Source organism: Streptomyces sp. AC558_RSS880, from assembly GCF_019049255.1.
In the GTDB taxonomy this organism is placed as follows: domain Bacteria; phylum Actinomycetota; class Actinomycetes; order Streptomycetales; family Streptomycetaceae; genus Streptomyces.
Genome location: NZ_JAGMUJ010000007.1, coordinates 44,219 through 67,359, shown reverse-complemented (window position 1 = coordinate 67,359; position 23,141 = coordinate 44,219). Strand labels below are relative to the sequence as shown.

Sequence of the window (23,141 nt, the reverse complement as noted above, 5' to 3'; positions counted from 1 at the left end):
CAGATGCGTCACATCGGTCACTTCGAGGGACGTGGACGCCGAGGAGCACCTCGCGCCCGGGGTGGGTCATGCGAAGAGCCGCCGCCAGGTCTCCGGGCCCGGGTAGCCGTCCGCCGCCCCGCCGCGCCAGCCCTGGGACCGCTGGAAGTCCTCCACATTGCGGCGGTCGGCCTCGCTCCAGCGCGGTCCCGGCCCCTTCGCGTAGTACCGGCCGAACCCCTTCTTCACCAGCTGCCTCCCGAGCCGCGTGACGTGGTCGTTGACGGCGCCCGGCCGGAACGGCGCCCGGCCCGGATAACCCGGCACCCCGTGCGAGGCGGGGGCGGGTGGCGGGGCGGACGAGGCGAACGATCCGGAAGCGGAATCTCCGCTTGGGATCTCCCGACCCCCGCCGGTCACCAGCAGCTCCCAGGTCAGCGGCCCCGGCAGCCCGTCCGCCGCCGCACCCCGCCACCCCTGGGCCTCCTGGAACGCCCGGGTCGCCCTGCGGTCCGCGTCCGTCCAGCGCGGTCCGGGAGGGGCGGGGTAGAAGCGCCCGGCACCGCGGGCGACGAGCATCCGGCCGAGCTCGGCGACGTACTCGTTCTCCGCGCCGGGGCCGAAATACGCCGCTCCGGGGAACGGCGTCCGGACCGCCGGGAGGGACGCCCCCGCCCCCGCCGCGCCGTCGCTCACCCCCTTGTAGCGGTACGGGACGTAGCGCGCGGAGTTCCTCCAGTAGGCGTACGGGGTGGCCCTCCGGAGGGTGTGCGGTGCGGTCTGCTCATAGGCGACGTATTGGGACCGGGCGCTGTTCGTCCAACCGCCGAAAAGGACCACATGTGATCCGCCGTAGGGGTTGGCCGCATTGTGGAACAGGAGCATGTCGCCCGGCTGGAGTTCGTCCTTGGTGATTCTCTCGGCGTATTTCCCGAGGCTTCCGGTCCATTCGTTCCCGGGAAGTCGCCAGGCCATCGAGACATAACCCGAACAGTCCTGCCGGTAACCGTCGGACCAGTACGAGGCCACACCGTACGGAACCTTCCGGGTGACCCAGCTCCGGGCCCGCTCGACGATGTCCGCGCGGGTGATCGCGGGCACCCGCGCGGGGCGCGCGAGGCCCGCGAGCGGGGCCGCCTGACCGCCGGGGCCGTACAGCGGGGCTCGTCTCCCCTGCGGGGTTCCCGGCTCGTCACCTGCGGGAACGTCCGGATCGGCGGGACGCTGGGGCTGGGGGGCGGCGACCGCGGGGGCGGCGGGCGCGGCGATCGCGGCGGAGGTCACGGCGGCCACGACGAGAGCGGTCCGGTGCGCCGCCGGATGGCCGGGAAAACGGCCGGTCCGGGAATGCGGAAGCACCCGCCGCCAGTGCGCGCAGCCGGGACAGTCGCAGTCGTCCGCCGGATCGATCTCCTCGAACACCGGAGACTCCATGCGATTCCCCTCACACTCCCGCTCGTTTTCGCCACGTCCGTGCACGACGGTCATTTTCGCAACCGTCTTCCACGCGCGCATGTTGACGGTCCGAATGATGTACGGGCGGTGGACCGGGCCCGTACCGGCCGTGGACCGCGGGTGGCGGCCGGGCGGCCTCCGGTCGGAAGCACCTGCCGGGTTCCTGTAGAGTGACGACGTCAGCGCGCGCCGCTAGCTCAGTTGGTTAGAGCAGCTGACTCTTAATCAGCGGGTCCGGGGTTCGAGTCCCTGGCGGCGCACCGACCCGACGGGCTCCTCGTGCATACGAGGGGCCCGTCGGTTTTTGGCCGGATACCTCCTCGCGGCCGTTGAACGCAACCCACTCGGCGCACGTATGCAACATCGGCCCCATGAGTCTCCCTCAGCGTTCACAATGGACCCGTATGACCGGTGAACACCGTGTTTCGCATCTTGCGATCATGATGGGCACCGTAGAACCTGGGTTCTTCACGTTGCTGCGGGTTCGCGGCGGTTGGGGGGCAAGAAACCGGTTGCCGGTGATGCGGGACAAGGATCCCGCATCATGAAGCGGTGCCGAGGGGGGCATCATGCAACCGGAACAACGCTGCACCGTGTCTATAAGGTGTGGGTGACGTGGTGACAGCGGTCAATCACTGAGACGCCCGTGACGGTCGAGGGGGCCGGAGCGGACGTGAGGAAGCGACGAAGCACGCGGTGACCGCCGCGTGTTGGGGGGATGACTCATGACGTCGACGCCGACGGGCGCCGGTAGGGACGACGACCCGTCCCAGACCACCCAGCTCAGGGTGCCTTCGCATCGGAACTGGAACACGGGCGCGTTCCGCCGGATCAGGAAGACGCTGCCGAGATACGACTACGAGCACTACAGCCGGCTCGCGGGCCCCCTCACCCAGCCCGATCCGAACAGACCGTACAAGGTGCAGTACCGCTCGCTGATCTCGCAGGAGCCGCACCGCATCCGGATCGCGCTGATGCTGGCCGCGGCCCCGGTGCTGTCGCTGGTGCTGCTGGTATGGCTGCTGCAGCCCTCGCACTGGACCGAGCGGGACTACGTGGAGTTCGAGTGGCTGCCGGCCCTCGACATCGTCATGCTCGTCTCGATCGGCCTGATCGAGTTCTTCCGCTGCATGAACGTGCTGTCGAACGCGCACGCCACGCTGGTCGCCCGCGACCCGATCCCGGTGGTGCCCGAGACCGGCACCCGGGTCGCCTTCCTCACCTCCTTCGTCCCCGGCAAGGAGCCGCTGGAGATGGTGACGAAGACCCTGGAGGCGGCCGTCAAGATCCGCCACCGGGGCCTGATGCACGTCTGGCTGCTCGACGAGGGCGACGACCCCGAGGTGAAGGAGGTCTGCGCGCGGCTCGGCGTGCACCACTTCTCCCGCAAGGGCGTCGCGAAGTGGAACCAGGCGAAGGGCGCGCACCGCGCCAAGACCAAGCACGGCAACTACAACGCCTGGCTGGACGCGCACGGCGACGACTACGACTACTTCGCCTCGGTCGACACCGACCACGTGCCGCTGCCGAACTACCTGGAGCGGATGCTCGGCTTCTTCCGCGACCCGGACGTCGGCTTCGTCATCGGCCCCCAGGTGTACGGCAACTACGACAACTTCGTCACCAAGGCCGCCGAGTCCCAGCAGTTCCTCTTCCACGCGCTGATCCAGCGCGCCGGCAACCGCTACGGCTCGCCGATGTTCGTCGGCACCTCCAACGCCGTGCGCATCAAGGCGCTGAAGCAGATCGGCGGTCTGTACGACTCGATCACCGAGGACATGGCGACCGGCTTCGAGATGCACCGCCACAAGAACCCGGCGACGGGGAGGAAGTGGCGCTCGGTCTACACCCCGGACGTGCTCGCGGTCGGTGAGGGCCCCAACGCCTGGACCGACTTCTTCACCCAGCAGATGCGCTGGTCGCGCGGTACGTACGAGACGATCCTCAAGCAGTACTGGAAGGGCTGGTACTCGCTCCCGCCGAGCAAGCTCTTCAACTACACGATGATGATCATCTTCTACCCGATGTCGGCCCTGAACTGGATCCTGGCGGCGATCAGCTGTGCGCTGTTCCTGGGCCTGGGCGCCTCGGGTGTGAACATCGACCCCACGGTCTGGCTGATGCTCTACGGCAACGCCTCCGCCCTGCAGATCGGCCTGTACGTCTGGAACCGCCGGCACAACGTCTCGCCGCACGAGCCGGAGGGCTCCGGCGGTGTGGCCGGCATGGTGATGTCCGCGCTGTCGGCGCCGCTGTACGCGAAGGCGCTGATCGACTCCGTGCTGCGCAAGAAGAGCAAGTTCGTGGTCACCCCCAAGGGTGACTCGGCCAGCCCGGACACCTGGTTCGGAACCTTCCGGTACCACTGGTACTTCATCCTGATCTTCGCCGGTTCCATCGCCGCGGGCTACGTCTACGGGCACGCGCACCCGGCGATGGTGATCTGGGCGACCTTCGCCCTGCTGATCACCGCCGCGCCGATGTTCGCCTGGCGGCACGGCATGCGGCAGGACCGGAAGAAGCCCGGCGCCCACGCCGCCGGCGGGCAGCCGGACCCCGCCGGGGTACCCCGCACGCAGCAACTGCCGCAGATGCCGCAGCAGCACACCCCGCAGGACCGGCCCACCTGGGCCGCCTCGCACGGCGGCCCCGGGAGCACCGGGGAGACCCCCGGAAACGACCAGACCATGCAGATCGCCCTTGGTGGACTTGGGGGACGTAAGGAATGAAGGACCGTGCAGGCCGCCGTCGGGCCCGTCGGATCGCGATAGGCACGGCGGTGGTGCTGGCGCTGGCCGGGATGAACGGGCCGTGGCTGTACCGCTTCGGCACCGAGAAGTACCACCAGTACAAGATCAACCAGCCCGAGTACAAGGCCGCGAACGGCAAGTGGGAGATCGTCGAGTTCCCCGAGGAGTACCGGCAGAACACCATTCACGCGGCGCTGCTGCGCACCGGCAAGGTGCTGCTCGTCGCGGGGTCCGGCAACAACCAGGACAACTTCGACGCGAAGAAGTACGACACCCGGATCTGGGACCCCGTCAAGGGGACCATCAAGAAGGTGCCGACGCCCACCGACCTGTTCTGCACCGGCCACACCCAGCTCGCCAACGGCAACCTGCTGATCGCGGGCGGCACCAAGCGGTACGAGAAGCTCAAGGGTGACGTGAAGAAGGCCGGCGGCCTGATGATCGTCAACAACGAGAACCCCGACAAGCCGATCACCCTGCCCGCCGGCACGAAGTTCACCGGCAAGGAGAACGGCAAGACCTTCGTCTCCAAGGACCCGGTGCTCGTCCCGCGCGCCAAGAAGAACTTCGACCCGGCGACCGGCGAGTTCCTGGGCAACACCCCGGGCGTCGGCCGCATCTACGTCGAGGCGCAGAAGGAAGGCGCCAAGTACGAGACCGGCACCCAGGACAACTACAGGGTGCAGGGCCTGACCGGCGCCGACGCCCGCAACACGTACGGCATCGCGGAGAAACTCGCCCTGGACAAGAAGGACTTCCAGGGCATCGACGACGCCTTCGAGTTCGACCCGGTCGCCGAGAAGTACATCAAGGTCGACCCGATGAAGGAGTCCCGCTGGTACCCGACGCTCACCACCCTGAGCGACGGGAAGATCCTCAGCGTCTCCGGCCTCGACGACATCGGCCAGCTGGTCCCGGGCAAGAACGAGGTCTACGACCCGGAGACCAAGGAGTGGACCTACACCGACGAGGTCCGCCAGTTCCCGACGTACCCGGCGCTGTTCCTGATGCAGAACGGCAAGGTCTTCTACTCGGGCTCCAACGCCGGCTACGGACCGGACGACGTGGGCCGCGACCCGGGCGTCTGGGACGTGGAGACCAACAAGTTCACCAAGGTCCCCGGGCTGAGCGACCCGAACATGATGGAGACGTCCGGCACGGTGCTGCTGCCGCCCGCGCAGGACGAGAAGTACATGGTGATCGGCGGCGGCGGGGTCGGCGAGTCCCAGCTGTCCAGTGAGAAGACCCGGATCGTCGACCTCAAGGCCGACGACCCGAAGTTCGTCGACGGCCCCTCGCTGGACAAGGGCACCCGCTACCCGCAGGCGTCGGTCCTGCCGAACGACGAGGTGCTGGTCACGGGCGGCTCGGAGGACTACCGGGGCCGCAGCGACTCCAACATCCTCGAGGCGCGGCTCTACGACACGGAGAAGAACGAGTTCAGGCGGGTCGCCGACCCGCTGGTGGGCCGCAACTACCACTCGGGCTCGATCCTGTTGCCCGACGGCCGCGTGATGGTCTTCGGCTCCGACTCGCTCTACGCCGACAAGGCCAACACCAAGCCGGGCAAGTTCGAGCAGCGCATCGAGATCTACACGCCGCCGTACCTGTACGGCGACAACGAGCAGCCCGAGCTGTCGGGCGGGCCGAAGAGCATCGCCCGCGGCGAGTCCGGCACGTTCACCTCCGCGGACGCGGCGTCGGTCAAGAGCGTGCGGCTGATCCGGCCGAGTGCGTCCACGCACGTCACGGACGTGGACCAGCGGTCGATCGCGCTGGACTTCGAGGCCGACGGGGACAAGATCACCGTGACGGTGCCGGAGAACAGGAACCTGGTCCAGTCCGGGTGGTACATGCTGTTCGTCAACGACGGGGACGGGACGCCCAGTAAGGCGCGGTGGGTGCGGGTTCCGTAGCGCTCCCGCGGGTCGTGCTCATGGGCGCGGGAACGCTGTGCTCTCCCGCGCCCACGCGGCGACAGCCCCGCGCCCCTAGGGAGTTGACCCCTCCGCCAGTTTCAGGGCGTACTCCGGCCACCACTCGCCCGCCTTCGGGCCGCCCTTGCACTCGCCGTCCGACTCTCCCGGGCGCTTGACCCACAGGTAGGCGTCGACCAGGGGGTCGGACGTCTTCGTCGTCGGGGTCTCGCCGAGGGCGCGGCCGGGCGGGTTGCACCAGCGTTCGTCCGCGGCGCCCTCGGTGTAGGGGCCGTTGCCGTTGCGGCTGGTGTCGATGACGAAGGGCTTGCCGCCGATCTTGGCGGAGAGCTGCTTGCCGTAGGCGATGGAGTCCTCGGTGGAGTAGAAGTTGGAGACGTTCACCGAGAAACCGTCGGCCTGGTCGATGCCCGCCCGCTTCAGCGGCTCGTGGATCTGGTCGGGGTTGCCCCAGCCGGCGTTGCCCGCGTCCAGGTAGACCTTGGTGTTCTTCAGGCCCTTCAGCTTGGCGACGGCGCCCTTGAGGAGGTCGTAGCGCTCCTCGTGGAACTCGCCCGGGGTGCAGCCGTCCACCAGGTGCAGCACCGCGTCGGGTTCCAGGATCACGGTCGCCGGACGGTCCCCGATGCCCTTGGCGACACCGTCGACGAAGGCGCGGTAGGCGTTGCCGTCGGCGGCGCCGCCCTGCGAGTACTGGCCGCAGTCGCGGTGCGGGATGTTGTAGAGGACCAGCAGCGCGGTGCGGCCCGCCTTGTCCGCGCCCTCGGTGAAGCCGCGCGCCTGCTCCTCGGGGTTCTCCGGGCTGATCCACTCGCCGACGGGCTGCTGTGCGATCTTGCGGATCTGGTCGGCCTCCGACTTCCTGCCGTCCTCCACCAGTTGGGCGACCTGCCGTGCGGCGGTGCCGTCCGGGTTGACCCAGAACGGGTCGGACTCCTTCGGCTGCTGTGTGATCCCCGCGCCGGCGTCCGGCTCGTCCCCCTTGTCGTCCGAGGAGGAACATCCTGTGATCAGCAGTGCCGCCCCCAGCACCACTGCGGACGCCCGCCTCCCGGCGAACGCCCCGACCCCCCTGCTGCCGTACATCAAGCCCCCCTTGGGTGCACTTGTTCCATGTGCTCCGAGCCCCAATCCTGACATACGTCCCGCGACGCCCACGAGGCCGAACCCAACCTTGTCCGCCGTCTGTTACAGCCCGGTGGCACGGGCGCGCCCGGTCGTGCCGTACCGCCCGGTGGACGGGGCCACCTGCGGGGATCACGGACCGCGACCGGTCCGTGACGTGACGCCGGTCGACCCCTGGGCCCGGCCGGTGCTCCCGTGTACCGAGTGCCCTCGCGGCCTCCGGGGAGCGGGGCGCCGACCGGGTCAGGTGGTGTGCGGAACAGTCGCGGTGTACGGAGTTCAGGTGCCGGTTCCGGTCAGGTACGCCGAGACGATCGCGTCGGCCGTGCACCTGCCGGTGACCCGGTCGGGGGCCTCGCCGCAGGCGACCAGAAGGAGTTCGGCCCGTCCCTCGTGGCGCGGCTCGTGGGCCCGCCGGGCGTCGAACCGTTCACCGGAGAGGACCTGGACGTCCTCCACGGTGAACTCGGCGGTCCCGGCGTCCGCGCGGGCCACCCGGATCGTCCGGCCCGGCTCCAGGGCGTCCACGCGCCGGAGGCCGGCCGACCCCACCATCAGCGCGGTGCCGGGCTCGCCCGGCGTCACCCCGTCCGTGTACCAGCGGACCGCGCCCGGCCGGCCGTTCCCGCCGGCCGCCACCGGTACGCGGACGCCGAGGGCCGGGATGTCGAGGCGCTGCGGCACCGCGGCGGCCAAGGGGCGGTGCGGGGGCGGCGGTTCGACCCCGGGCGGCCGTCCGGCCGCCGCCATGTCGCCGGTGGCGGTCCCGGACATCCCGGCGGGTACGTCGCTCCGCCCGCTGCCCCACAGCCACAGCCCGAGCAGCAGCACCACCCAGGCCACACCGGCGAGCAGCCGCCCGGTGCCGGACGGGAGGCCCGTACGGAGAGTGTTGCGCGGGGAACCCATCGTGCACCTCCAGACATGTGGAGGGTCCCGCGCGGATCCCGGCGCCGCATCCCCGTGGACACGGCGACTACTCCGTACGGGTGAACGACGTCAGATCAGGTCGACGAGGTCCGCGATGGAGTCCACGACCTTGGACGGCCGGTACGGCCAGTTCTCCACCTGCTCGGTCCGGGTCAGCCCGGTGAGCACCAGGAACGTCTGCATCCCGGCCTCGATGCCGGCCAGCACGTCGGTGTCCATCCGGTCGCCGATCATCGCGCTGCTCTCGGAGTGGGCCCCGATGGTGTTGAGCCCGGTGCGCATCATCAGCGGGTTCGGCTTGCCCGCGAAGTACGGCTGCTTGCCGGTCGCCTTGGTGATGAGCGCGGCCACCGCGCCGGTCGCCGGGAGCGGGCCCTCGGTGGAGGGGCCGGTCTCGTCGGGGTTGGTGCAGATGAAGCGGGCGCCGTCGTTGATCAGGCGGACCGCCTTCGTCATCGCCTCGAACGAGTACGTCCGCGTCTCCCCCAGCACCACGTAATCGGGCTCGTGGTCGGTGAGGATGTAGCCGATGTCGTGCAGCGCGGTGGTCAGACCGGCCTCGCCGATGACGTACGCCGAGCCGTTCGGGCGCTGGTCGTCCAGGAACTTGGCGGTGGCGAGGGCGGAGGTCCAGATGTTCTCGATCGGCACCTCCAGGCCCATGCGGCGCAGCCGGGCGTGCAGGTCGCGCGGGGTGTAGATCGAGTTGTTGGTGAGGACCAGGAAGGGCTTCCCCGACTCACGCAACTTCTTGATGAAGGCGTCGGCGCCGGGGATCGGTACGCCCTCGTGGATCAGCACCCCGTCCATGTCGGTGAGCCACGATTCGATCGGCTTGCGGTCTGCCATGTGCGGGATCTCCTGCCGTACGCGGTCCTGCGTGCGTCTCAGCCTAAACAGACCCGGATCTTGCGGGGAATGCCGGATGCGGCTCGGCTCTCGGGCGGGCGGGTGGGCGGTCCGGCGGCGGGGTGGGAGCGATGTGTGTGTCGGGCGGCGCGAAAGTGGCGCAATCACGTGTTGCCGCTGTGCCGTGTGCGTCGCAGCCTGAGGAGGGCGGGAGCGCTCCCATGCCCGTCGACTCCCCCACAGCCCCTTTCATCGGCCGCCGACGACACCGGGAAAGCAGGAGATCGTGTTTTGTCATATGCATGTCCATAGGGTGCGATTCCGTCTGACATTCGTTCTGGGCACCCTGCTCGCGGTGCTGCCGGCCCTCCTGCTGACCGCCCTCGCCCCGTCACCCGCCGCGGCGGCGGAGGACGCGTCGTCCGTCCCCCTGCCGTCGATCAGCGCGACCACCACCCAGGTCGCCTCCGGGCTGAGACGGCCCACCGCCATCGTCGCCCCCGACGACGGCACGGACCGGCTGTTCATCACCGAGAAGCGCGGCACCGTCCGCGTCTACCACCCGGACACCGGCCTGGCCTCCGCCCCACTGCTCGACATCACCCCGGCCGTCGACGAGTCGGGCAACGAGCGCGGTCTGCTCGGCATCGCGCTCCCGGCCGACTTCGCCGACAGCCAGGACCTGTACCTGGCGTACACGGCGCTGCCCGACGGCGCGGTCACCCTCGCCCGCTACCGGCTCGACGACTCCCGCCTGGAACCCCTGCTCTCCCAGGAGCACGCCGAGTACAGCAACCACAACGGCGGCCAGCTCGCCTTCGGCCCCGACGGCCACCTGTACTGGAGCATCGGCGACGGCGGCGGCTCCGGGGACCCCTTCACGTCCGGGCAGCGGCTGGACACCCTGCTGGGCAAGATCATGCGGATCGACGTGAGCCGCGCGTGCGCCCCGCTCGCGTACTGCGTCCCCGCCGACAACCCCTTCGTGGACACCCCCGGCGCCCGCGCGGAGATCTGGCTGTACGGGCTGCGCAACCCGTGGCGGTTCTCCTTCGACGCGGCCGACGGCTCGATGTGGATCGGCGACGTCGGCCAGGGCCACTGGGAGGAAATCAACCACCTCGCCCCCGGGCGGGGCGGACTGAACCTCGGCTGGTCCTGCTACGAGGGCCTGGAGAAGTTCGCGGGCGGGGACTGCGCGCCCGGTGAGACGTACACCGAGCCGGTCTTCACGTACTCCCCGTACACCGGCGGCTGCTCGGTCATCGGCGGCCACGTCTACCGGGGCCGGGAGCACGCCGACCTGGTCGGCGGCACGTACATCGCCACCGACTACTGCTCGTCCACGGTCTGGGCCCTGCGCCCCGACGGCAGCGGCGGCTACGAGCAGGCCGAGATCGGTGTGACGCCCACCCAGGTGACGTCGGTCGGCACGACCGTGGACGGGGAGTTCTACATGGTCAACGACCTGCCCGGCGGCCTCCACAAGGTGTCCTTCACGCGGGAGGAACCGACCTGCCGGGTGGACCGCACGGTGACGGCCTGGGGCACCGGGATGACGGTCGACCTCACCGTCACCAACACCGGCGGCACTCCGGTGAACGGCTGGACGCTGGAGTTCCCGCTGGCTACCGGACAGACGGTCGTCTCCGACTGGAACACGGACCTGACCCAGTTGAGCAATGTGGTCAGGGCGTCCGACGCCACGCACAACGCCACGATCGCACCGGGCGCGAGCATCACGTTGGGGTACCTCGCGGAACACACGGGCGACACGACGACACCCCCACGGTTCACGCTGAACGGCGACGCCTGCGCGGTGGGCCGCTGACGCGCCGGCACCACGGTCGTCATCAGCGGCAGCGGCTTCACCGGCGACAGTGGCGTGGACTTCGGCCGTGTCGCGGCCCCGCTCTCCGACGTCGTCGTCGAGTCCTCGAACCGGATCAGCGTGACGGCGCCCCCCGGGAGCGGCGACGCGCAGGTCCGTGTCACCGACATGATCGGCACCTCGCCCGCCGTTCCCGGGTCCGTCTTCTCCTACGGCTGACCGGCGTTCGTGGCGGGCGGCGGGGCTCCCGGAGTGCGCCCGGCCGTCCGGACGGGGCCGCCCTACCCGTCCCCCCGCCCGAACACCGGCGCCAGCACCAACTGCGCCGCCCCCTCGGCGACCTCGCCGCCGACCACCCGTACCGGCACCGCCGCGTCCCCCGTCCGCCGGGCCCGCGCGTCCAGCACGGCCCGTACGCCCCGTGCGAACACCTCCGGATCCCCCTCGATCGTCCGCCCCCCGAGCAACACCCGGTCGATGTCCAGCAGCCCCACCAGATTCGCCGCCCCCGCCCCCAGCACCCGCGCCGCCTCCTCGGTCTCCCCCCGGCCCACGGCACCGAGGCACAGCGCCTCCACGCACCCCCGGTCACCGCACCCGCACCGCGGCCCGTCCAGCTGGATCACCTGGTGCCCGAACTCCCCCGCCCCGGTCCTCGCCCCCCGGTGCACGCTCCCGCCGATCACCAGCCCCGCCCCCAGCCCCGTACCGAGGTGCAGGTAGGCGAAGGAGCCGCCCTCGCCGCCGACCGCCAGTCCCAGCGCCGCCGCGTTGGTGTCCTTGTCGACGACCACCGGCACGCCGAGCCGCCGCGCCAGCGCGTCCCGGAGCGGGAAGCCGTCCCACTCGGGGAAGCCGGTGACCCGGTGCAGCACGCCCCTCTCGTGGTCGAGCGGCCCGGGCAGCGCGACCCCGACGCCGAGCGGAGGCCGGTCCGTCCCGGCCGCCCCCGGCGTCCGCAGCGCCCCGGCCGTCCCGGCCACCCGTGCCAGGACCGCCTCCTCCCCCGCGCCCAGGTCCAGCGGGGCCCTGCGCCGGTCCACCACCGTCCCGTCGAGGTCGACCAGCACCGCCCGCACCTCGTCCCGGTCCAGGTGGACGCCCACCGCGTGCCCCGCCTCCGGGACCAGCCGCAGCACCGTGCGCGGTTTGCCGCCCGTGGACGCCCGGTGCCCCGCCTCGGCCGCGAGCCCGTCCGCCCGCAGCCGGGCGGTGATCTTGCTGACCGCCTGCGGGGTGAGTCCGGTCCGTTCGGCGAGTTCCAGCCGGCTGATCCCCTCCGCTCCCGCGGTCCGCAGCAGGTCGAGCACGAGCGCGGTGTTGTGGCTGCGCAGGGCGAGCAGGTTCGCTCCCAGCGGGGCCCCGTGCGTGCCGTGCGACCCGTACGCCCCGCCGATGCCGTCGTTCGTCCTCTTCACCCGCTCATTCTCCCCGCTGCTTGCACTTTGGCAACAGCGTTGCGAAAGTAGGGGGCATGACTGGCACCCCCCTCCGCGTCGGCCTCGTCGGCTACGGCCTCGCGGGCTCCGTGTTCCACGCCCCGCTGATCGCCGCGACCGAGGGCCTCGCGCTCGACACGGTGGTCACCTCGAACCCCGAGCGGCAGCGGCAGGCCCGCGCCGGGTTCCCGGACGTACGCGTCGCCGCGACCCCGGACGAGCTGTTCGCCCGCGCCGACGAACTGGACCTGATCGTCATCGCGTCCCCGAACAGGACGCACGTCCCGCTCGCCACGACCGCCCTCGAGGCCGACCTCCCGGTCGTCGTCGACAAGCCGCTCTCCGGCACGGCGGCCGAGGCGCGCGGGCTGGCGGCCCTGGCCGAGGAGCGCGGCCTGCTCCTCTCCGTCTTCCAGAACCGCCGCTGGGACAACGACTTCCTCACCCTGCGCAAGCTGGTCGACGAGGGCGAGCTCGGCGACGTGTACCGCTTCGAGTCCCGCTTCGAGCGCTGGCGTCCGCAGCTCAAGGGCGGCTGGCGGGAGTCCGGCGACCCCGCAGAGATCGGAGGTCTGCTCTACGACCTCGGCAGCCACGTCGTCGACCAGGCGCTGGTCCTCTTCGGCCCGGTGACCGCCGTCTACGCCGAGGCGGACATCCGCCGCGACGGCGCGCGGACCGACGACGACACCTTCATCGCGCTGACGCACGCCGGCGGCGTCCGCTCCCACCTCTACGTCTCGGCGACCACGGCCCAACTGGGCCCGCGCTTCCGGGTCCTGGGCTCGAAGGCCGGCTACGTCAAGCACGGCCTGGACCCCCAGGAGGCCGCCCTGCGCGACGGCCTGCGCCCCGGCACCGGCTGGGGCATGGAACCCGAGGAGCTGTGGGGCCGCATCGGCTCCGGCGAGTCCCCGGTGACCGGCGGCGGACACCCCGTGCCGACCCTCCCGGGCGACTACCCCGCCTACTACGCGGCCGTGGCGAAGGCCCTGCTGGAGGGCGCCCCCAACCCGGTGACCGCGCGGGAGGCGGCCGCCGCCCTGGACGTGCTGGAGGCCGCCCGCCGGTCGGCCCTGGAGAAGGTGACGGTGACGCTGTGACCACCCCGAAGCAGACCCCGGAACTGACCCCGGACGTGGCGGAGCTGGAGGCGCAGGAACGCCGCCTGGTCTTCCAGCGGTTCACGTACGACGACGCGTGGGCGCTCGGCTCCCTGCTGGTGGAGATGGCGCGCGAGCGCCAGGCCCCCGTCGCCATCGACATCCACCGCGCGGGCCAGCAGCTCTTCCACGCCGCCCTGCCCGGCTCCGCCCCCGACAACGACGCCTGGATCGCCCGCAAGCGCCGGGTCGTCGAGCGCTACGGCTCCGCCTCCTACCTGGTGGGCGCCCGACACCGCGCCAAGGGCACGACGTTCGAGGCGTCCTCCCGCCTGGACCCCGACACCTACGCGGCCCACGGCGGTTCCTTCCCCATCACGGTGGAGGGCGTGGGCGTCATCGGCGCGGTGACGGTCTCGGGCCTCCCCCAACTCCAGGACCACGAGCTGGTGGTGGAGGCCCTGGAGCACTTCCTGAACCGCACCCGCTCGTAGGCACTGTCGGGCCGCCTCACGGCCCCCGCACGGATCGACAACGGATCGACAGCCGTGCGGGGGCCGGCGTCTCCGCGCCACCAGGCCGTCCTCGTCGGCCCGGGGCCGGTCCTTCCGGGTCCGCCCGGCTCCCGCCGGTACGGCGGAACGCGAGGACGCGCTCCTCCTGCCCGACGACTGTCCGACGACCGCCCGCCCGCTGCCCCGCCTGCGGCGCTGCTCCGGCCGGGTGACACTCGGAGCGCGGTCCTGCGTCGCGGCGGCGACGCTGGCGCCATGACACCCTTCATAACAAGGCGGCTGGCCGCCGCACTGCTGGTCTGGCTCGCCGTCGTTCCCGGGACGGCCGTGGCGGCCCCGGCCGGCGGGGACCCCGGGGCCTCGGACGGGCCCCGCACGACGGTCGCCGACGACGCACCGTCGCCCCTCGAGGTGGCCGCCCGTCCGCTGCGCACCACCGAGCCCTCGGGCCCCTTCGAGGACCTGCGCCCCTTCGGGGAGTCGGTCGGTGACGCCGTGGTGGTCGGCATCGGCGAGGCCGCCCACGGCTCCCACGACTTCGTCACCTTCCGGCACCGGGCGCTGCGGTACCTGGTCGAGGAGAAGGGCTTCCGCTCCTTCGTCCTGGAGGCCAACTGGAGCGCGGGGCTCCGTCTGGACGACTACCTGCTCACCGGGCGCGGCGACCCCGTCCGGATCATGTCCGAGGAGTTCCGGAACGCCTTCCTGCTGCTGCACAGCCAGGAGTACCTGGACATGATCCGCTGGATGCGCGCGTACAACGTCGCCCACCCCGACGACCCGGTCAGGTTCGCCGGCAACGACAACGGCTACGCCGGCCCGGAGCTGTACGACCGGGTCGTCGGCCACGTCCGGCGCGCCCACCCCGACCTGCTGCCCACCGTCACCGAGCTGTACCGGGGACTGCGCCCCACCCTGCCCGTCGACGCGTGGATGCGCGCCGCCGTGGCCGAGCCCCTGGACGAGCGCCGCGCACGGGCCGAACGCACCGGACGCGTCCTCGGACTGCTCCGCGCCCGCGAACCCGCCGGGACGGACGAGGACCACGCCTGGGCGCTCCAGCACGCCACCGTCATCGACCAGGTGGCGCGCCTGTACGCCTTCGACCTCTCCGACCCCCGGAAGGGGCCGGAGGCCATGGCCCACCGCGACACCGCCATGGCGGAGAACACCCTGTGGTGGCACCGTCGCACCGGCCACCGGGTGGTGCTCGGCGGACACAACAGCCACCTGTACACCAGGAGTTCCACCCCCGCCCTCCCCCTCCCCCAGGGATCGGTGCTCCGGCAGCGACTGGGCGACGGCTACCTGGCGGTGGGGCTCTCCTTCGACCGGGGCGCCGTGCACGCCACCGCGCAGGGTCTGCAGAATCCGGCCGACCAGGACGTCGGACGGTTCGAGGTGGAGCCCGCCGCTCCCGGTTCGGCCGAGTACGTCCTGGACCGGGTGGGTCACCGGAACTGGTACGCCGACCTGCGCACCGCGCCGCCCGCCGCCCGCGCCCTGCTGGACGTCACCCGGCCCAAACGGGAGATCGGCACCGACTACCCGCCGACCGGCGACCAGGTCAACCTGCTGAGGTCGATGGACCTGGTGGTGCACCTGGACGAGATCCGGCCGAGCCGGAGACTCGCCCGTGAAGCGACCGAGCAGCGGCCCCACGCGCCGGGGACGTCCACCGACCTGCTGCCCGCCCTGGAGGAGGCGGCCCGTCCGCTGCGCACCGTGGAGCCCGTCGGCCCCTTCGACGACCTGCGCCCCCTGGGGGAGGCGGTGGGTGACGCCCGGCTGGTCGGCGTCGGGCAGGCCGTCCACGGCTCCCGCGACTTCCTCGCCCTCCAGCACCGGGTGTTCCGGTACCTGGTCGAGGAGCAGGGCTTCCGCTCCCTCGTCCTCGAAGCCCCCTGGAGCGCGGGGCTCCGCTTGAACGACTACCTGCTCACCGGGCGCGGCGACCCCGCCCGGATCATGTCCGAGGAGTTCCAGAACGCCTACCTGTTCATGCGGACCGGCGAGGTGCTGGACCTGATCCGCTGGATGCGCGCGTACAACGTCGCCCACCCCGACGACCCGGTCAGGTTCGCCGGGAACGACAGCAGTTACGCGGGCCCCGAGCTGTACGACCGGGTCGTCGACCACGTCCGGCGCGCCCACCCCGACCTGCTGCCCACCGTCACCGAGCTGTACCGGGGACTGCGCCCCACCCTGCCCGCCGGCGAGTACATGGTGGCCGCCATCGAGGAACCCCTGGCCGTGCGGCGGGAGAAGGCCGAACGCACCGGACGCGTCGTGGAACTGCTGCGCTCCCGGAGCTTCGCCGGGCGCACCGTGGCCGGGGACGCCCACGCCCGGGCGGTGCGGAACGCGGAGATCGTCCACCAGGTCGCACGCCAGAACGCCTTCGACTACGACGACCCGGCCGACGCACGCGAGGGCCTGGCCTACCGCGACACCGTGATGACGGAGAACACCCTCTGGTGGCTCCGGCAGACCGGCGCCCGGACGATGCTGGCCGCCCACAACGGCCACGTGTACCTGGAGGGCTACACCCCGGACTACCCGGTCATCCAGGGCGGCCTGCTCCGCCGCGCGCTCGGGGACGCCTACCGGGTCGTGGGCCTGGCCTTCGGCCACGGCTCCTTCCACGCCACCGACGCGGGCGTCTCCAACCCCCGTGACGAGGACGTGAAGGTGTTCCGCTCGGGGCCGACCGCGGCCGGTTCCGTCGAGCAGACCCTGGACCGGGTGAGCCACCGGGACTGGTACCTCGACCTGCGCACCGCACCGCCCGCCGTCCGCACCTGGCTGGCCGTGACCCGTCCCAAACGGGAGATCGGCACGCACTGGCCCCGGGACCCCGACCCGGTCAACCTGCTGGGGTCGGCGGACCTGGTGGTGCACCTGCACGAGATCCGGCCGAGCCGCCTGCTCCTCCACGGCTGAACTCAGCCCGGCCGGGCGGGTCCGGACCGGGCGGGCGGGTCCGGACCGGGCGGGCGGGTCCGGACCGGGCGGGCGGGTCCGGACCGGGAAGCCGGAGGACCGCGCCCGGCTTCCCGGTCCGAGCGGCTCCGCGTCCTCACCTCCCCCGCGGAGCGCTACGCCTGCTGGAACTCCTGCCGCTGCCGCCCGAGCCCGGCGATCTCCAGCTCGACCACGTCCCCCGCCCGCAGGTACGGCTTCGGCTCGGGCCGCCCCATGGCCACCCCCGCCGGCGTCCCGGTGTTGATGACGTCACCGGGATACAGCGTCATGAAGTGACTGACGTACCGCACGACCTCCCCCACCGGGAAGATCTGCTCGGCGGTCGTCCCGTCCTGCTTCAGCTCCCCGTTGACCCACAGCCGCAGCGACAGGTCCTGCGGATCGCCGACCTCGTCCGCCGTCACCAGCCACGGCCCCAGCGGGTTGAACGTCTCGCAGTTCTTCCCCTTGTCCCAGGTCCCGCCCCGCTCGATCTGGAACTCCCGCTCGGAGACGTCGTGCGCGACGGCGTACCCGGCGACGTGCGCGAGCCCTTCCTCCGCCGACTCCAGGTAGCGGGCCGTACGCCCGATCACGACCGCCAGTTCGACCTCCCAGTCGGTCTTCACCGAACCGCGCGGCACCAGCACCGTGTCGTCGGGGCCGACGACCGTGTCCGCCGCCTTGAAGAAGATCACCGGCTCGGCGGGCGGCTCGGCCCCCGTCTCGCGGGCGTGGTCGTGGTAGTTCAGCCCGATGCAGACGATCTTCCCGATCCGCGCCACCGGCGGCCCGATCCGCAGCCCCGTCCCGTCCAGCGCGGGCAGTTCCCCGCTGTCGGCGGCGGCCCTGATCCGGCCGAGCGCGGCCTCGTCGGCGAGCAGCGCCCCGTCGACGTCCGCGACGAGGCCCGACAGGTCCCGCAGGGTCCCCTCGTCGTCGAGCAGCGCGGGCCGCTCCTGTCCCGCCGTGCCGACTCGCAGCAGCTTCATGATTCACGTCTCCCTCGATCGCGGGCCCGCCCGATGGACACGGCCCGGATGCGGCGGGGCGCAGCCATCGGAGGACTGGTCGATCCTCCAAGCCCGCGTTCCACTCCGCAAGACCCGGTTCACGTACTGGACCTCGGAGAACCGTGCACCCGGCCTCAACAGCCCCGACTCCCCAGGGGCGCGGGGAACCGCGCACCCAGCCCCCGCAACCCCACAGCCGTCGGCCACGGCACCCCTGACTCCGGCCCGCCCCGCGCTCAGCGGTACAGCACGGCCCGCTCCGCCACGCTCCACGTCGTACTGGTCACCATGTACAGCGCGGCCGCCAGCGGCATGACGGCGACGGTGACGAGCGTGAAGAAGGACATGAACGGCATCACCCTGGTCACCGCCGCCAGCCCCGGCACCTGCTCCCCCTCACCGGCCGCGGGCATCGCGGGGTTGGCGGCCATCATCCGCCGGGACAGCCGGTAGCCGAACCAGGCGACGACGGTGGCGACCGCGAACAGCCCGACGTACACGAGTCCGGGCCCGCCGAACACCCCGCCGTCCCCGAGCGCGTCCGCCCACCTGCCGCCGAGCGGCGCCTCGAACAGCCGGTGCCCGAGCAGTTCGTTGGCCCGCCCGCCGATCGTCTCGCTGGAGAAGAGGTGGTACAGCAGGAAGAACGCGGGCAGTTGGAGCAGGCCGGGCAGGCACCCGGAGAGCGGCGACACCTTCTCGCTCGCGTGCAGTTCCAGTACGGCCCGCTGCAGCTTCTCGGGGTCGCGGCCGTGCTTGCGGCGCAGCTCGGCGATGCGCGGCTGGAGCGCCGCCCGGGCCTTCTGTCCGCGCGCGGCGGCCCGGGACAGGGGGTGGACGAGGAGTCGTACGAAGGCGGTGAACAGGACGATCGCGGCGGCCGCCGCGGAGACGCCGAACAGCGGCCGGAGCAGGTCGGCCAGGTGCTCGACCAGGCTGGCGAAGACGGACATGGGTGAGCCCTCCGGGGGTCTCGTCGTGCCGGGAGTCCCGGGAAAGCCGGGACGGACGTACGGAATGGCGGCATGACGACCCGCAGCGGGGCGTGGTGAACGTACGGAGCGTACGGAAGGAGTGCCCTACGCGGCGGTCGCCGGGAGGGCGTGCCCCGGTGCCCGGGGTCTGGTGCGCCCCCTGGCGTCGGGGTCGCGCTGGGGCAGGAAGGCCGTACGCCGGTCACGGTCGCGTATCGCCGTACGCACCCGGGTGGGCGGTACGGCGGGCGCGCAGCGGGCGAGGACGAACGCGCAGGCGGCGAGCGCGGCACCGGCCGCGGCGGTCGCGGCGAGCGTGACGTCGGCCAGGGAGAGCCCGCCGGCTGCGGGCAACAGCAGCAGGACGACCTGGACGAGGGGCAGGAGCACGGCGACGAGCCGGACCGTCCGTCCGCGCATCACTCGCCCCCTCCCCTCGACACCGTCCCGGCTCCGTCCGGGCCCCGCACCACCTCAACGCCCGGCACCGGCCTGTGGTTCCACGGGACCGCCCCGTGATTCCACGGGCCGGACATGCGCCACATTCGCCACATTCGCCGTACGGGCCGGCTCCGGTGCCGCGGTCGGCGTGCCGCCGTTCCCGTGGTGGCTCAGCAGGACGTCACGGGAACGGCGGTGACCGGCTTCACGAAGCCGCCCTGGAGGCCGAGGAACCGGGTGAGGCGGTAGCACTGTTCGACCGGCGCGGACCCCTCGTCCTGGGCCTGGTACCGGTCCGGGTACCGGAAGAGGACGACGGCGACGACCGTCCGCCCCTCCCGGACGACGCTCCGCACGTCGGACCGGCTCTCGCCGCTCGGACGGCCGGTGAGCCCGAGGGCCCGCCGCAGACCGGCGCGCGTCAGCCCGGCCGCCTCCGTGTCCTCCATCCGCGCCTGCGCGATCCGGACCCGGTCGCCGATCCGACTGCTCCCCCGGCACGCTTCGACGTCCGGCTCGGTGACCTTCGAGGCCCATCCCGCACCGGGACGGTGTGCGTAGGTGTAGGTGAAGCAGCGCTCCACCATGCCCGGTCCGCGGGGGAGCAGGATGGACTTCTCCTCGTACACGGCGGACCGCGCGGCGACGGCGGTGAACGCGCGCCGTTCCTCGTCGTACGTGATGACGGGACTCTCGGTGTGCTTCCAGATCACGCCCGTCAACGCGTCGGTGCCGGTGTCGCCGCTCCCGGTCAGCGCGTCGGCGGTCCGGTCCGCCGCCTCGTGGGCCTGACCGAGCAGCGAGTCGAGCGCGTCCTGCCGGCGCCGGTCGTTCTCGTTCCCGGTGTGCCAGACCGTGAACCAGAAGTAGATCATCAGCGCGGCGGGAATCATCAGCAGCACCAGACACCCGTTGGCCAACGTCCTGCGCACGCCCCGCCCCCTCGATCGCCTGCCCCTGCCGAAGGGTAGGCCCGCCGCAGCCGTCCCGCCCCGACGACGGCGGAACGCCCCCTCCCGGTCCCGGACCCCGCTCCGGCCTGCGGCTGTCCCACCTTTGTCACCCACCGGCAGTACGGTGTCCCCCATGCGCCCCGACACGCCTGCCGAAAACGTCGACCACACCACCGAGGCCGCCCGCCTGGAGCGGACCGCCGACCTCTACCCCGAGGACGCCGAGGCCCTGCTGCTGCGGGCCGCCGCCCACCGCGAGCTCTCCGGCGACCGCCCCGCCGCGACCGCCCTCTACGACCGCCTGCTGGCCTCCTCCCAGGAGCTGGACGACCCGTATCTGGTACGGGCCCTCAAGGCCTCCAACCTCTGGGAGTACGGCCACGAGGCGGAGGCCCGCGCGATCATCACCGGCATCCGCACGGCGGCCCCGCGCGACGCGGCCCCCTGGGTGATCGTCGCGGAGTCCCTGGAGTCGCACGACGAGCTGGAGCAGGCGCACGAGACGTTCACGGAGGCGGTACGCCTCCTCCTGACCGGTGTCGAGGCACCCCCGCGCGCCACCCACCCGCTCCTCTTCGGCCGCCACCGCGTGCGCAGGATGCTCGGCGCCGCGCACGACGAGTGGGACGCGCTCGCGGACACCGTCCACACCCTCCCGATCACCCTGGACGAACTCCACGACCCCAAGCGGGTGTGGTCCCTGGGCTCGGAGAACCCGGTGGAGCTGGAGGCGGAGATCGTCCGCCTGCGCGCGGAACTGGGCGCGTACCGGGAGGCGCTGTCCCGCCCGTTCCCGGTGGCGGTGCTGCACTGGCCGGCCGGTGAACTGGCGGAACTGACGGAGGCGTACCCGTCCCTGGCGGAGGAGTACCCCTCCTACGAGGAGCACCTCGCGGCCATAGAGGCGGCCCTGCGCGAACTGGCCGCGTCCGGCACCCCGAACCTGGGCATCGTCACGGGCACGGTCCCGTCGTACGAGGCCTTCGCCGCCTCGGAGCTCGCCTCCCCCGCCGACCCGACGCTGCTGCCCCAGTACGCCACGACGCTGGCGGCCCGGGGCCGGGCGGTGGCGTGGCCCCCGGAGCGGTCGGCGGCGTGCTGGTGCGGGTCGGGGCGGGCGTACGGGGAGTGTCACGGGGCGGACTGACGACCGGCTGTGCGCCCGGGAGCGCCACGGGGAACCACCCCGTGACCGCGCCCGTCTCCATGGAGACCTGAAGTCGGCTCCGGGGGACGTCACATGGACCAGCCATGGCTCACGATCACGCTCGTCATGGCCGTCGGCGCGCTGGCCCTGGGCATCGCGATCCTGCGCGGCGCCCTGACCCAGCGCCGGGCCCTGCGCCGCCTCGGCGTCCGCGGCGTCCGCACCCGCGGCGAGGTCGCCCGCAGCGCCCGCCGCGAGGGCCCCACGATCCACCCGCCCCAGGTCCGCTACCAGGCCCCACCCGTGAACAACCTCGACGCCCCGCCCGTCCAGACCTACCGCCGCGCCCCCCTCAACCACGAGTCCCACCCCCTGCACGCCGGCATCCCGGTCGTGCTCCGGTACGACCCGAGGGACCCGCGCAGGGTGGTGGTCGTCCACACGAAGGACGGACGACCGGGAAAGGTGTCGTACTCGGCCACGGCGAACATGACCTGGGGGATCTTCTTCGTGCTCTTCGGGGTGGCCATGGGGGTGGGGGCGTTCCTGTAGCGGCCGCGGGGTGTGCGGGTCAGGCCGCCGCCCGGTCGCCGACGGTCACCCGCTCACCCGGGGCGCACCGCACCAGGCGCGCGTCGTGGCCCCGGCGCCCCGCCTCCGCGAGGAAGTCCTCCAGCGGGGAACGGAAGACCGTGTAGTCGCTGTGGTGGACGGGCAGCGCGCGTCGCGGACGCAGCAGGTCGAGCAGGTCGGCGCCCTGCCCGGCGTCCATGGTGACCACCAGGCCGCCGGGCAGGGTCGTACCGCCGAGGTGCAGGACCGCCAGGTGGATGTCCGGGTAGCGTCCGGCGATCCCGCGCAGCCCGTCGTACATCAGGGTGTCGCCGGAGAGGTAGAGGACCAGCCGGACCTCCCCCGAGCGGTCGCCGAACTCCAGCATGCTGCCCATCACGGGCGGCAGCAGGACCCGCAGCGGGCCGGGCGCGTGGCGACCCGGCAGCGAGGTGACGCGCACGGAGGAGTCCCCGTGCCGCAGGGTGCGGCTCTGCCAGGTACGCAGCCCGGTGGCGCGCCGGAACCCGTACAGGCCCTTCAGCAGGCGGGCGGCGTGCGGGGTGGTGACGAACGGCAGCCCCCGGTCCAGCCCGCGCCGGGCCACCCGGTCGAAGTGGTCGCCGTGCAGGTGCGAGAGCACGACGGCGTCCAGGTCCTGGTGAGGGAGTCCTGCCACGTCGACGGCGGGCTCGGTCAGCCGACGCGCGACCAGCCCGTAGCCGAGGTGGGCGAACTGCCCCCGGTGCAGGAAGTTCGGATCGGTCAGCAGCGTCAGCTCTCCGTAACGGATCAGCAGGGTGGCGTTGCCGATGAAGAGGATCTCCGCGGTGCCCTCGGGCGGATGCTGCCGCACGGCCGACTCCCTCCGTCGTACGTGAGTCCCGTGGGGCCGGGTGAGCGGTGGGGGCGGTTCTACACCTCCCGGGGCGTGCGGTCCGGGCCCGACCCGTGTTCAGGGCGGGGATGAGGGCGGGGGCGCGCCTGCGGTGGCTTCGGGGCGAGGCGTCCAGGACGCGGACCCGGCCGGGTGGAGCGGGATCGGCAGTCCTGCCTCGTGGACGAAGTACGGCCGCAGCTGGATGAGCTGCTGTTCTGGTCGGTGGAGAACGTGGCGGTGGAGTCGGCCGCGCCGGCTTTGGACTCCTCCGCAAGCGCGTCCTGCCCTACTCCTGAGAAGGCTG

The 23,141-nt window shown here is 72.1% G+C and carries 18 protein-coding genes, 1 tRNA gene and 1 pseudogene; 10 read left to right on the top strand and 10 right to left on the bottom strand.

The genetic code is table 11. From position 1 onward, the window contains the following. Nucleotides 1–66 precede the first annotated feature (66 nt). Nucleotides 67–1,413 (bottom strand): peptidoglycan-binding protein, encoded by a 1,347-nt coding sequence (locus KUM38_RS02580; protein WP_217127607.1) that lies wholly within the window; start codon nt 1,411–1,413, stop codon nt 67–69. Nucleotides 1,414–1,620: 207 nt separating this feature from the next. Here KUM38_RS02580 and KUM38_RS02575 point away from each other — a divergent pair. The 3 genes from KUM38_RS02575 (at nt 1,621) to KUM38_RS02565 (ending at nt 6,100) form a co-directional block, all read left to right on the top strand. Continuing rightward, a tRNA-Lys gene (locus tag KUM38_RS02575) sits at nt 1,621–1,694 on the top strand. A gap of 465 nt (nt 1,695–2,159) precedes the next feature. Continuing rightward, a complete protein-coding gene (locus KUM38_RS02570; RefSeq protein WP_217127606.1) occupies nt 2,160–4,163 on the top strand; it encodes a glycosyltransferase family 2 protein in 2,004 nt (667 codons plus the stop codon). Further along, nucleotides 4,160–6,100 (top strand): kelch motif-containing protein, encoded by a 1,941-nt coding sequence (locus tag KUM38_RS02565; RefSeq protein ID WP_217127605.1) that lies wholly within the window; start codon nt 4,160–4,162, stop codon nt 6,098–6,100. The genes KUM38_RS02570 and KUM38_RS02565 overlap by 4 nt, the downstream gene beginning before the upstream one ends. 75 nt (nt 6,101–6,175) lie before the next feature. Here the strand turns inward: KUM38_RS02565 and KUM38_RS02560 are convergent, their stop codons facing one another. From KUM38_RS02560 to KUM38_RS02550, 3 genes are all read right to left on the bottom strand, one after another. Continuing rightward, entirely contained in the window at nt 6,176–7,207 is a 1,032-nt protein-coding gene (locus tag KUM38_RS02560; RefSeq protein WP_217127604.1) for a glycoside hydrolase family 6 protein, read from the bottom strand. Nucleotides 7,208–7,525: 318 nt separating this feature from the next. After that, entirely contained in the window at nt 7,526–8,155 is a 630-nt protein-coding gene (locus KUM38_RS02555) for a sortase domain-bontaining protein (protein ID WP_217127603.1), read from the bottom strand. Between the two features lie 90 nt (nt 8,156–8,245). Then, nucleotides 8,246–9,025, bottom strand: coding sequence for an HAD-IIA family hydrolase (locus KUM38_RS02550; protein WP_217127602.1), 780 nt, complete (start codon nt 9,023–9,025; stop codon nt 8,246–8,248). 355 nt (nt 9,026–9,380) lie between these two features. Between KUM38_RS02550 and KUM38_RS02545 the strand changes: the two genes are divergently transcribed. Together KUM38_RS02545 and KUM38_RS02540 are read left to right on the top strand one after the other, a co-directional pair. Continuing rightward, the gene (locus tag KUM38_RS02545) at nt 9,381–10,856 is read left to right on the top strand and encodes a PQQ-dependent sugar dehydrogenase (protein ID WP_308408889.1); all 1,476 of its coding nucleotides are present in this window, start codon (nt 9,381–9,383) and stop codon (nt 10,854–10,856) included. An 18-nt stretch (nt 10,857–10,874) separates the two neighbouring features. Then, a pseudogene (locus tag KUM38_RS02540) lies at nt 10,875–11,075 on the top strand (lipase); the annotation flags it as partial. A gap of 62 nt (nt 11,076–11,137) precedes the next feature. Here the strand turns inward: KUM38_RS02540 and KUM38_RS02535 are convergent. Next, a complete protein-coding gene (locus tag KUM38_RS02535) occupies nt 11,138–12,211 on the bottom strand; it encodes an ROK family transcriptional regulator (RefSeq protein ID WP_217127876.1) in 1,074 nt (357 codons plus the stop codon). A 119-nt stretch (nt 12,212–12,330) separates the two neighbouring features. Here KUM38_RS02535 and KUM38_RS02530 point away from each other — a divergent pair, with 119 nt between their 5' ends. The 3 genes from KUM38_RS02530 to KUM38_RS41520 all read left to right on the top strand — a co-directional run bounded on the left by KUM38_RS02530 (nt 12,331) and on the right by KUM38_RS41520 (nt 16,856). Beyond that, a complete protein-coding gene (locus KUM38_RS02530) occupies nt 12,331–13,398 on the top strand; it encodes a Gfo/Idh/MocA family oxidoreductase (protein WP_217127600.1) in 1,068 nt (355 codons plus the stop codon). After that, nucleotides 13,395–13,892 carry a heme-degrading domain-containing protein gene (locus KUM38_RS02525; RefSeq protein WP_217127599.1) on the top strand — a complete coding sequence of 166 codons (498 nt, stop codon included), beginning with the start codon at nt 13,395–13,397 and terminating at the stop codon, nt 13,890–13,892. Before KUM38_RS02530 ends, KUM38_RS02525 begins: the two co-directional genes overlap by 4 nt. A 276-nt stretch (nt 13,893–14,168) precedes the next feature. Further along, complete coding sequence (locus KUM38_RS41520; RefSeq protein ID WP_254396562.1) at nt 14,169–16,856, top strand: erythromycin esterase family protein; 2,688 nt, start codon at nt 14,169–14,171, stop codon at nt 16,854–16,856. Between the two features lie 155 nt (nt 16,857–17,011). On the opposite strand, the gene KUM38_RS02510 is transcribed toward KUM38_RS41520, so the two are convergent. The 4 genes from KUM38_RS02510 to KUM38_RS02495 all read right to left on the bottom strand — a co-directional run bounded on the left by KUM38_RS02510 (nt 17,012) and on the right by KUM38_RS02495 (nt 20,237). Then, nucleotides 17,012–17,869 (bottom strand): fumarylacetoacetate hydrolase family protein, encoded by an 858-nt coding sequence (locus tag KUM38_RS02510; RefSeq protein ID WP_217127598.1) that lies wholly within the window; start codon nt 17,867–17,869, stop codon nt 17,012–17,014. A 257-nt stretch (nt 17,870–18,126) separates the two neighbouring features. Beyond that, nucleotides 18,127–18,843, bottom strand: coding sequence for a YidC/Oxa1 family membrane protein insertase (locus KUM38_RS02505; RefSeq protein ID WP_217127597.1), 717 nt, complete (start codon nt 18,841–18,843; stop codon nt 18,127–18,129). Between the two features lie 126 nt (nt 18,844–18,969). Continuing rightward, entirely contained in the window at nt 18,970–19,284 is a 315-nt protein-coding gene (locus KUM38_RS02500) for a DUF6412 domain-containing protein (RefSeq protein ID WP_217127596.1), read from the bottom strand. 191 nt (nt 19,285–19,475) lie between these two features. After that, nucleotides 19,476–20,237: a hypothetical protein gene (locus KUM38_RS02495; RefSeq protein ID WP_308408888.1), complete on the bottom strand. Its 762-nt coding sequence runs from the start codon at nt 20,235–20,237 to the stop codon at nt 19,476–19,478. 154 nt (nt 20,238–20,391) lie between these two features. Between KUM38_RS02495 and KUM38_RS02490 the strand changes: the two genes are divergently transcribed. Both KUM38_RS02490 and KUM38_RS02485 read left to right on the top strand, forming a co-directional pair. After that, a complete protein-coding gene (locus tag KUM38_RS02490) occupies nt 20,392–21,405 on the top strand; it encodes an SEC-C domain-containing protein (RefSeq protein WP_217127594.1) in 1,014 nt (337 codons plus the stop codon). A gap of 93 nt (nt 21,406–21,498) precedes the next feature. Next, a complete protein-coding gene (locus tag KUM38_RS02485) occupies nt 21,499–21,957 on the top strand; it encodes a DUF3592 domain-containing protein (RefSeq protein WP_217127593.1) in 459 nt (152 codons plus the stop codon). Between the two features lie 19 nt (nt 21,958–21,976). Here KUM38_RS02485 and KUM38_RS02480 read toward each other — a convergent pair whose 3' ends face one another. Next, on the bottom strand, nt 21,977–22,813 hold the full coding sequence (locus tag KUM38_RS02480; protein WP_217127592.1) for an MBL fold metallo-hydrolase: 837 nt from the start codon (nt 22,811–22,813) through the stop codon (nt 21,977–21,979). Nucleotides 22,814–23,141 lie beyond the last annotated feature (328 nt).

What these genes read in the sequence shown, in the direction of transcription:
- KUM38_RS02580 (WP_217127607.1), bottom strand. Translation starts at nt 1,413, where the DNA reads ATGGAGTCTCCGGTGTTCGAGGAGATCGATCCGGCGGACGACTGCGAC.
- KUM38_RS02570 (WP_217127606.1), top strand. Translation starts at nt 2,160, where the DNA reads ATGACGTCGACGCCGACGGGCGCCGGTAGGGACGACGACCCGTCCCAG.
- KUM38_RS02565 (WP_217127605.1), top strand. Translation starts at nt 4,160, where the DNA reads ATGAAGGACCGTGCAGGCCGCCGTCGGGCCCGTCGGATCGCGATAGGC.
- KUM38_RS02560 (WP_217127604.1), bottom strand. Translation starts at nt 7,207, where the DNA reads ATGTACGGCAGCAGGGGGGTCGGGGCGTTCGCCGGGAGGCGGGCGTCC.
- KUM38_RS02555 (WP_217127603.1), bottom strand. Translation starts at nt 8,155, where the DNA reads ATGGGTTCCCCGCGCAACACTCTCCGTACGGGCCTCCCGTCCGGCACC.
- KUM38_RS02550 (WP_217127602.1), bottom strand. Translation starts at nt 9,025, where the DNA reads ATGGCAGACCGCAAGCCGATCGAATCGTGGCTCACCGACATGGACGGG.
- KUM38_RS02530 (WP_217127600.1), top strand. Translation starts at nt 12,331, where the DNA reads ATGACTGGCACCCCCCTCCGCGTCGGCCTCGTCGGCTACGGCCTCGCG.
- KUM38_RS41520 (WP_254396562.1), top strand. Translation starts at nt 14,169, where the DNA reads ATGACACCCTTCATAACAAGGCGGCTGGCCGCCGCACTGCTGGTCTGG.
- KUM38_RS02510 (WP_217127598.1), bottom strand. Translation starts at nt 17,869, where the DNA reads ATGAAGCTGCTGCGAGTCGGCACGGCGGGACAGGAGCGGCCCGCGCTG.
- KUM38_RS02505 (WP_217127597.1), bottom strand. Translation starts at nt 18,843, where the DNA reads ATGTCCGTCTTCGCCAGCCTGGTCGAGCACCTGGCCGACCTGCTCCGG.
- KUM38_RS02500 (WP_217127596.1), bottom strand. Translation starts at nt 19,284, where the DNA reads ATGCGCGGACGGACGGTCCGGCTCGTCGCCGTGCTCCTGCCCCTCGTC.
- KUM38_RS02490 (WP_217127594.1), top strand. Translation starts at nt 20,392, where the DNA reads ATGCGCCCCGACACGCCTGCCGAAAACGTCGACCACACCACCGAGGCC.
- KUM38_RS02485 (WP_217127593.1), top strand. Translation starts at nt 21,499, where the DNA reads ATGGACCAGCCATGGCTCACGATCACGCTCGTCATGGCCGTCGGCGCG.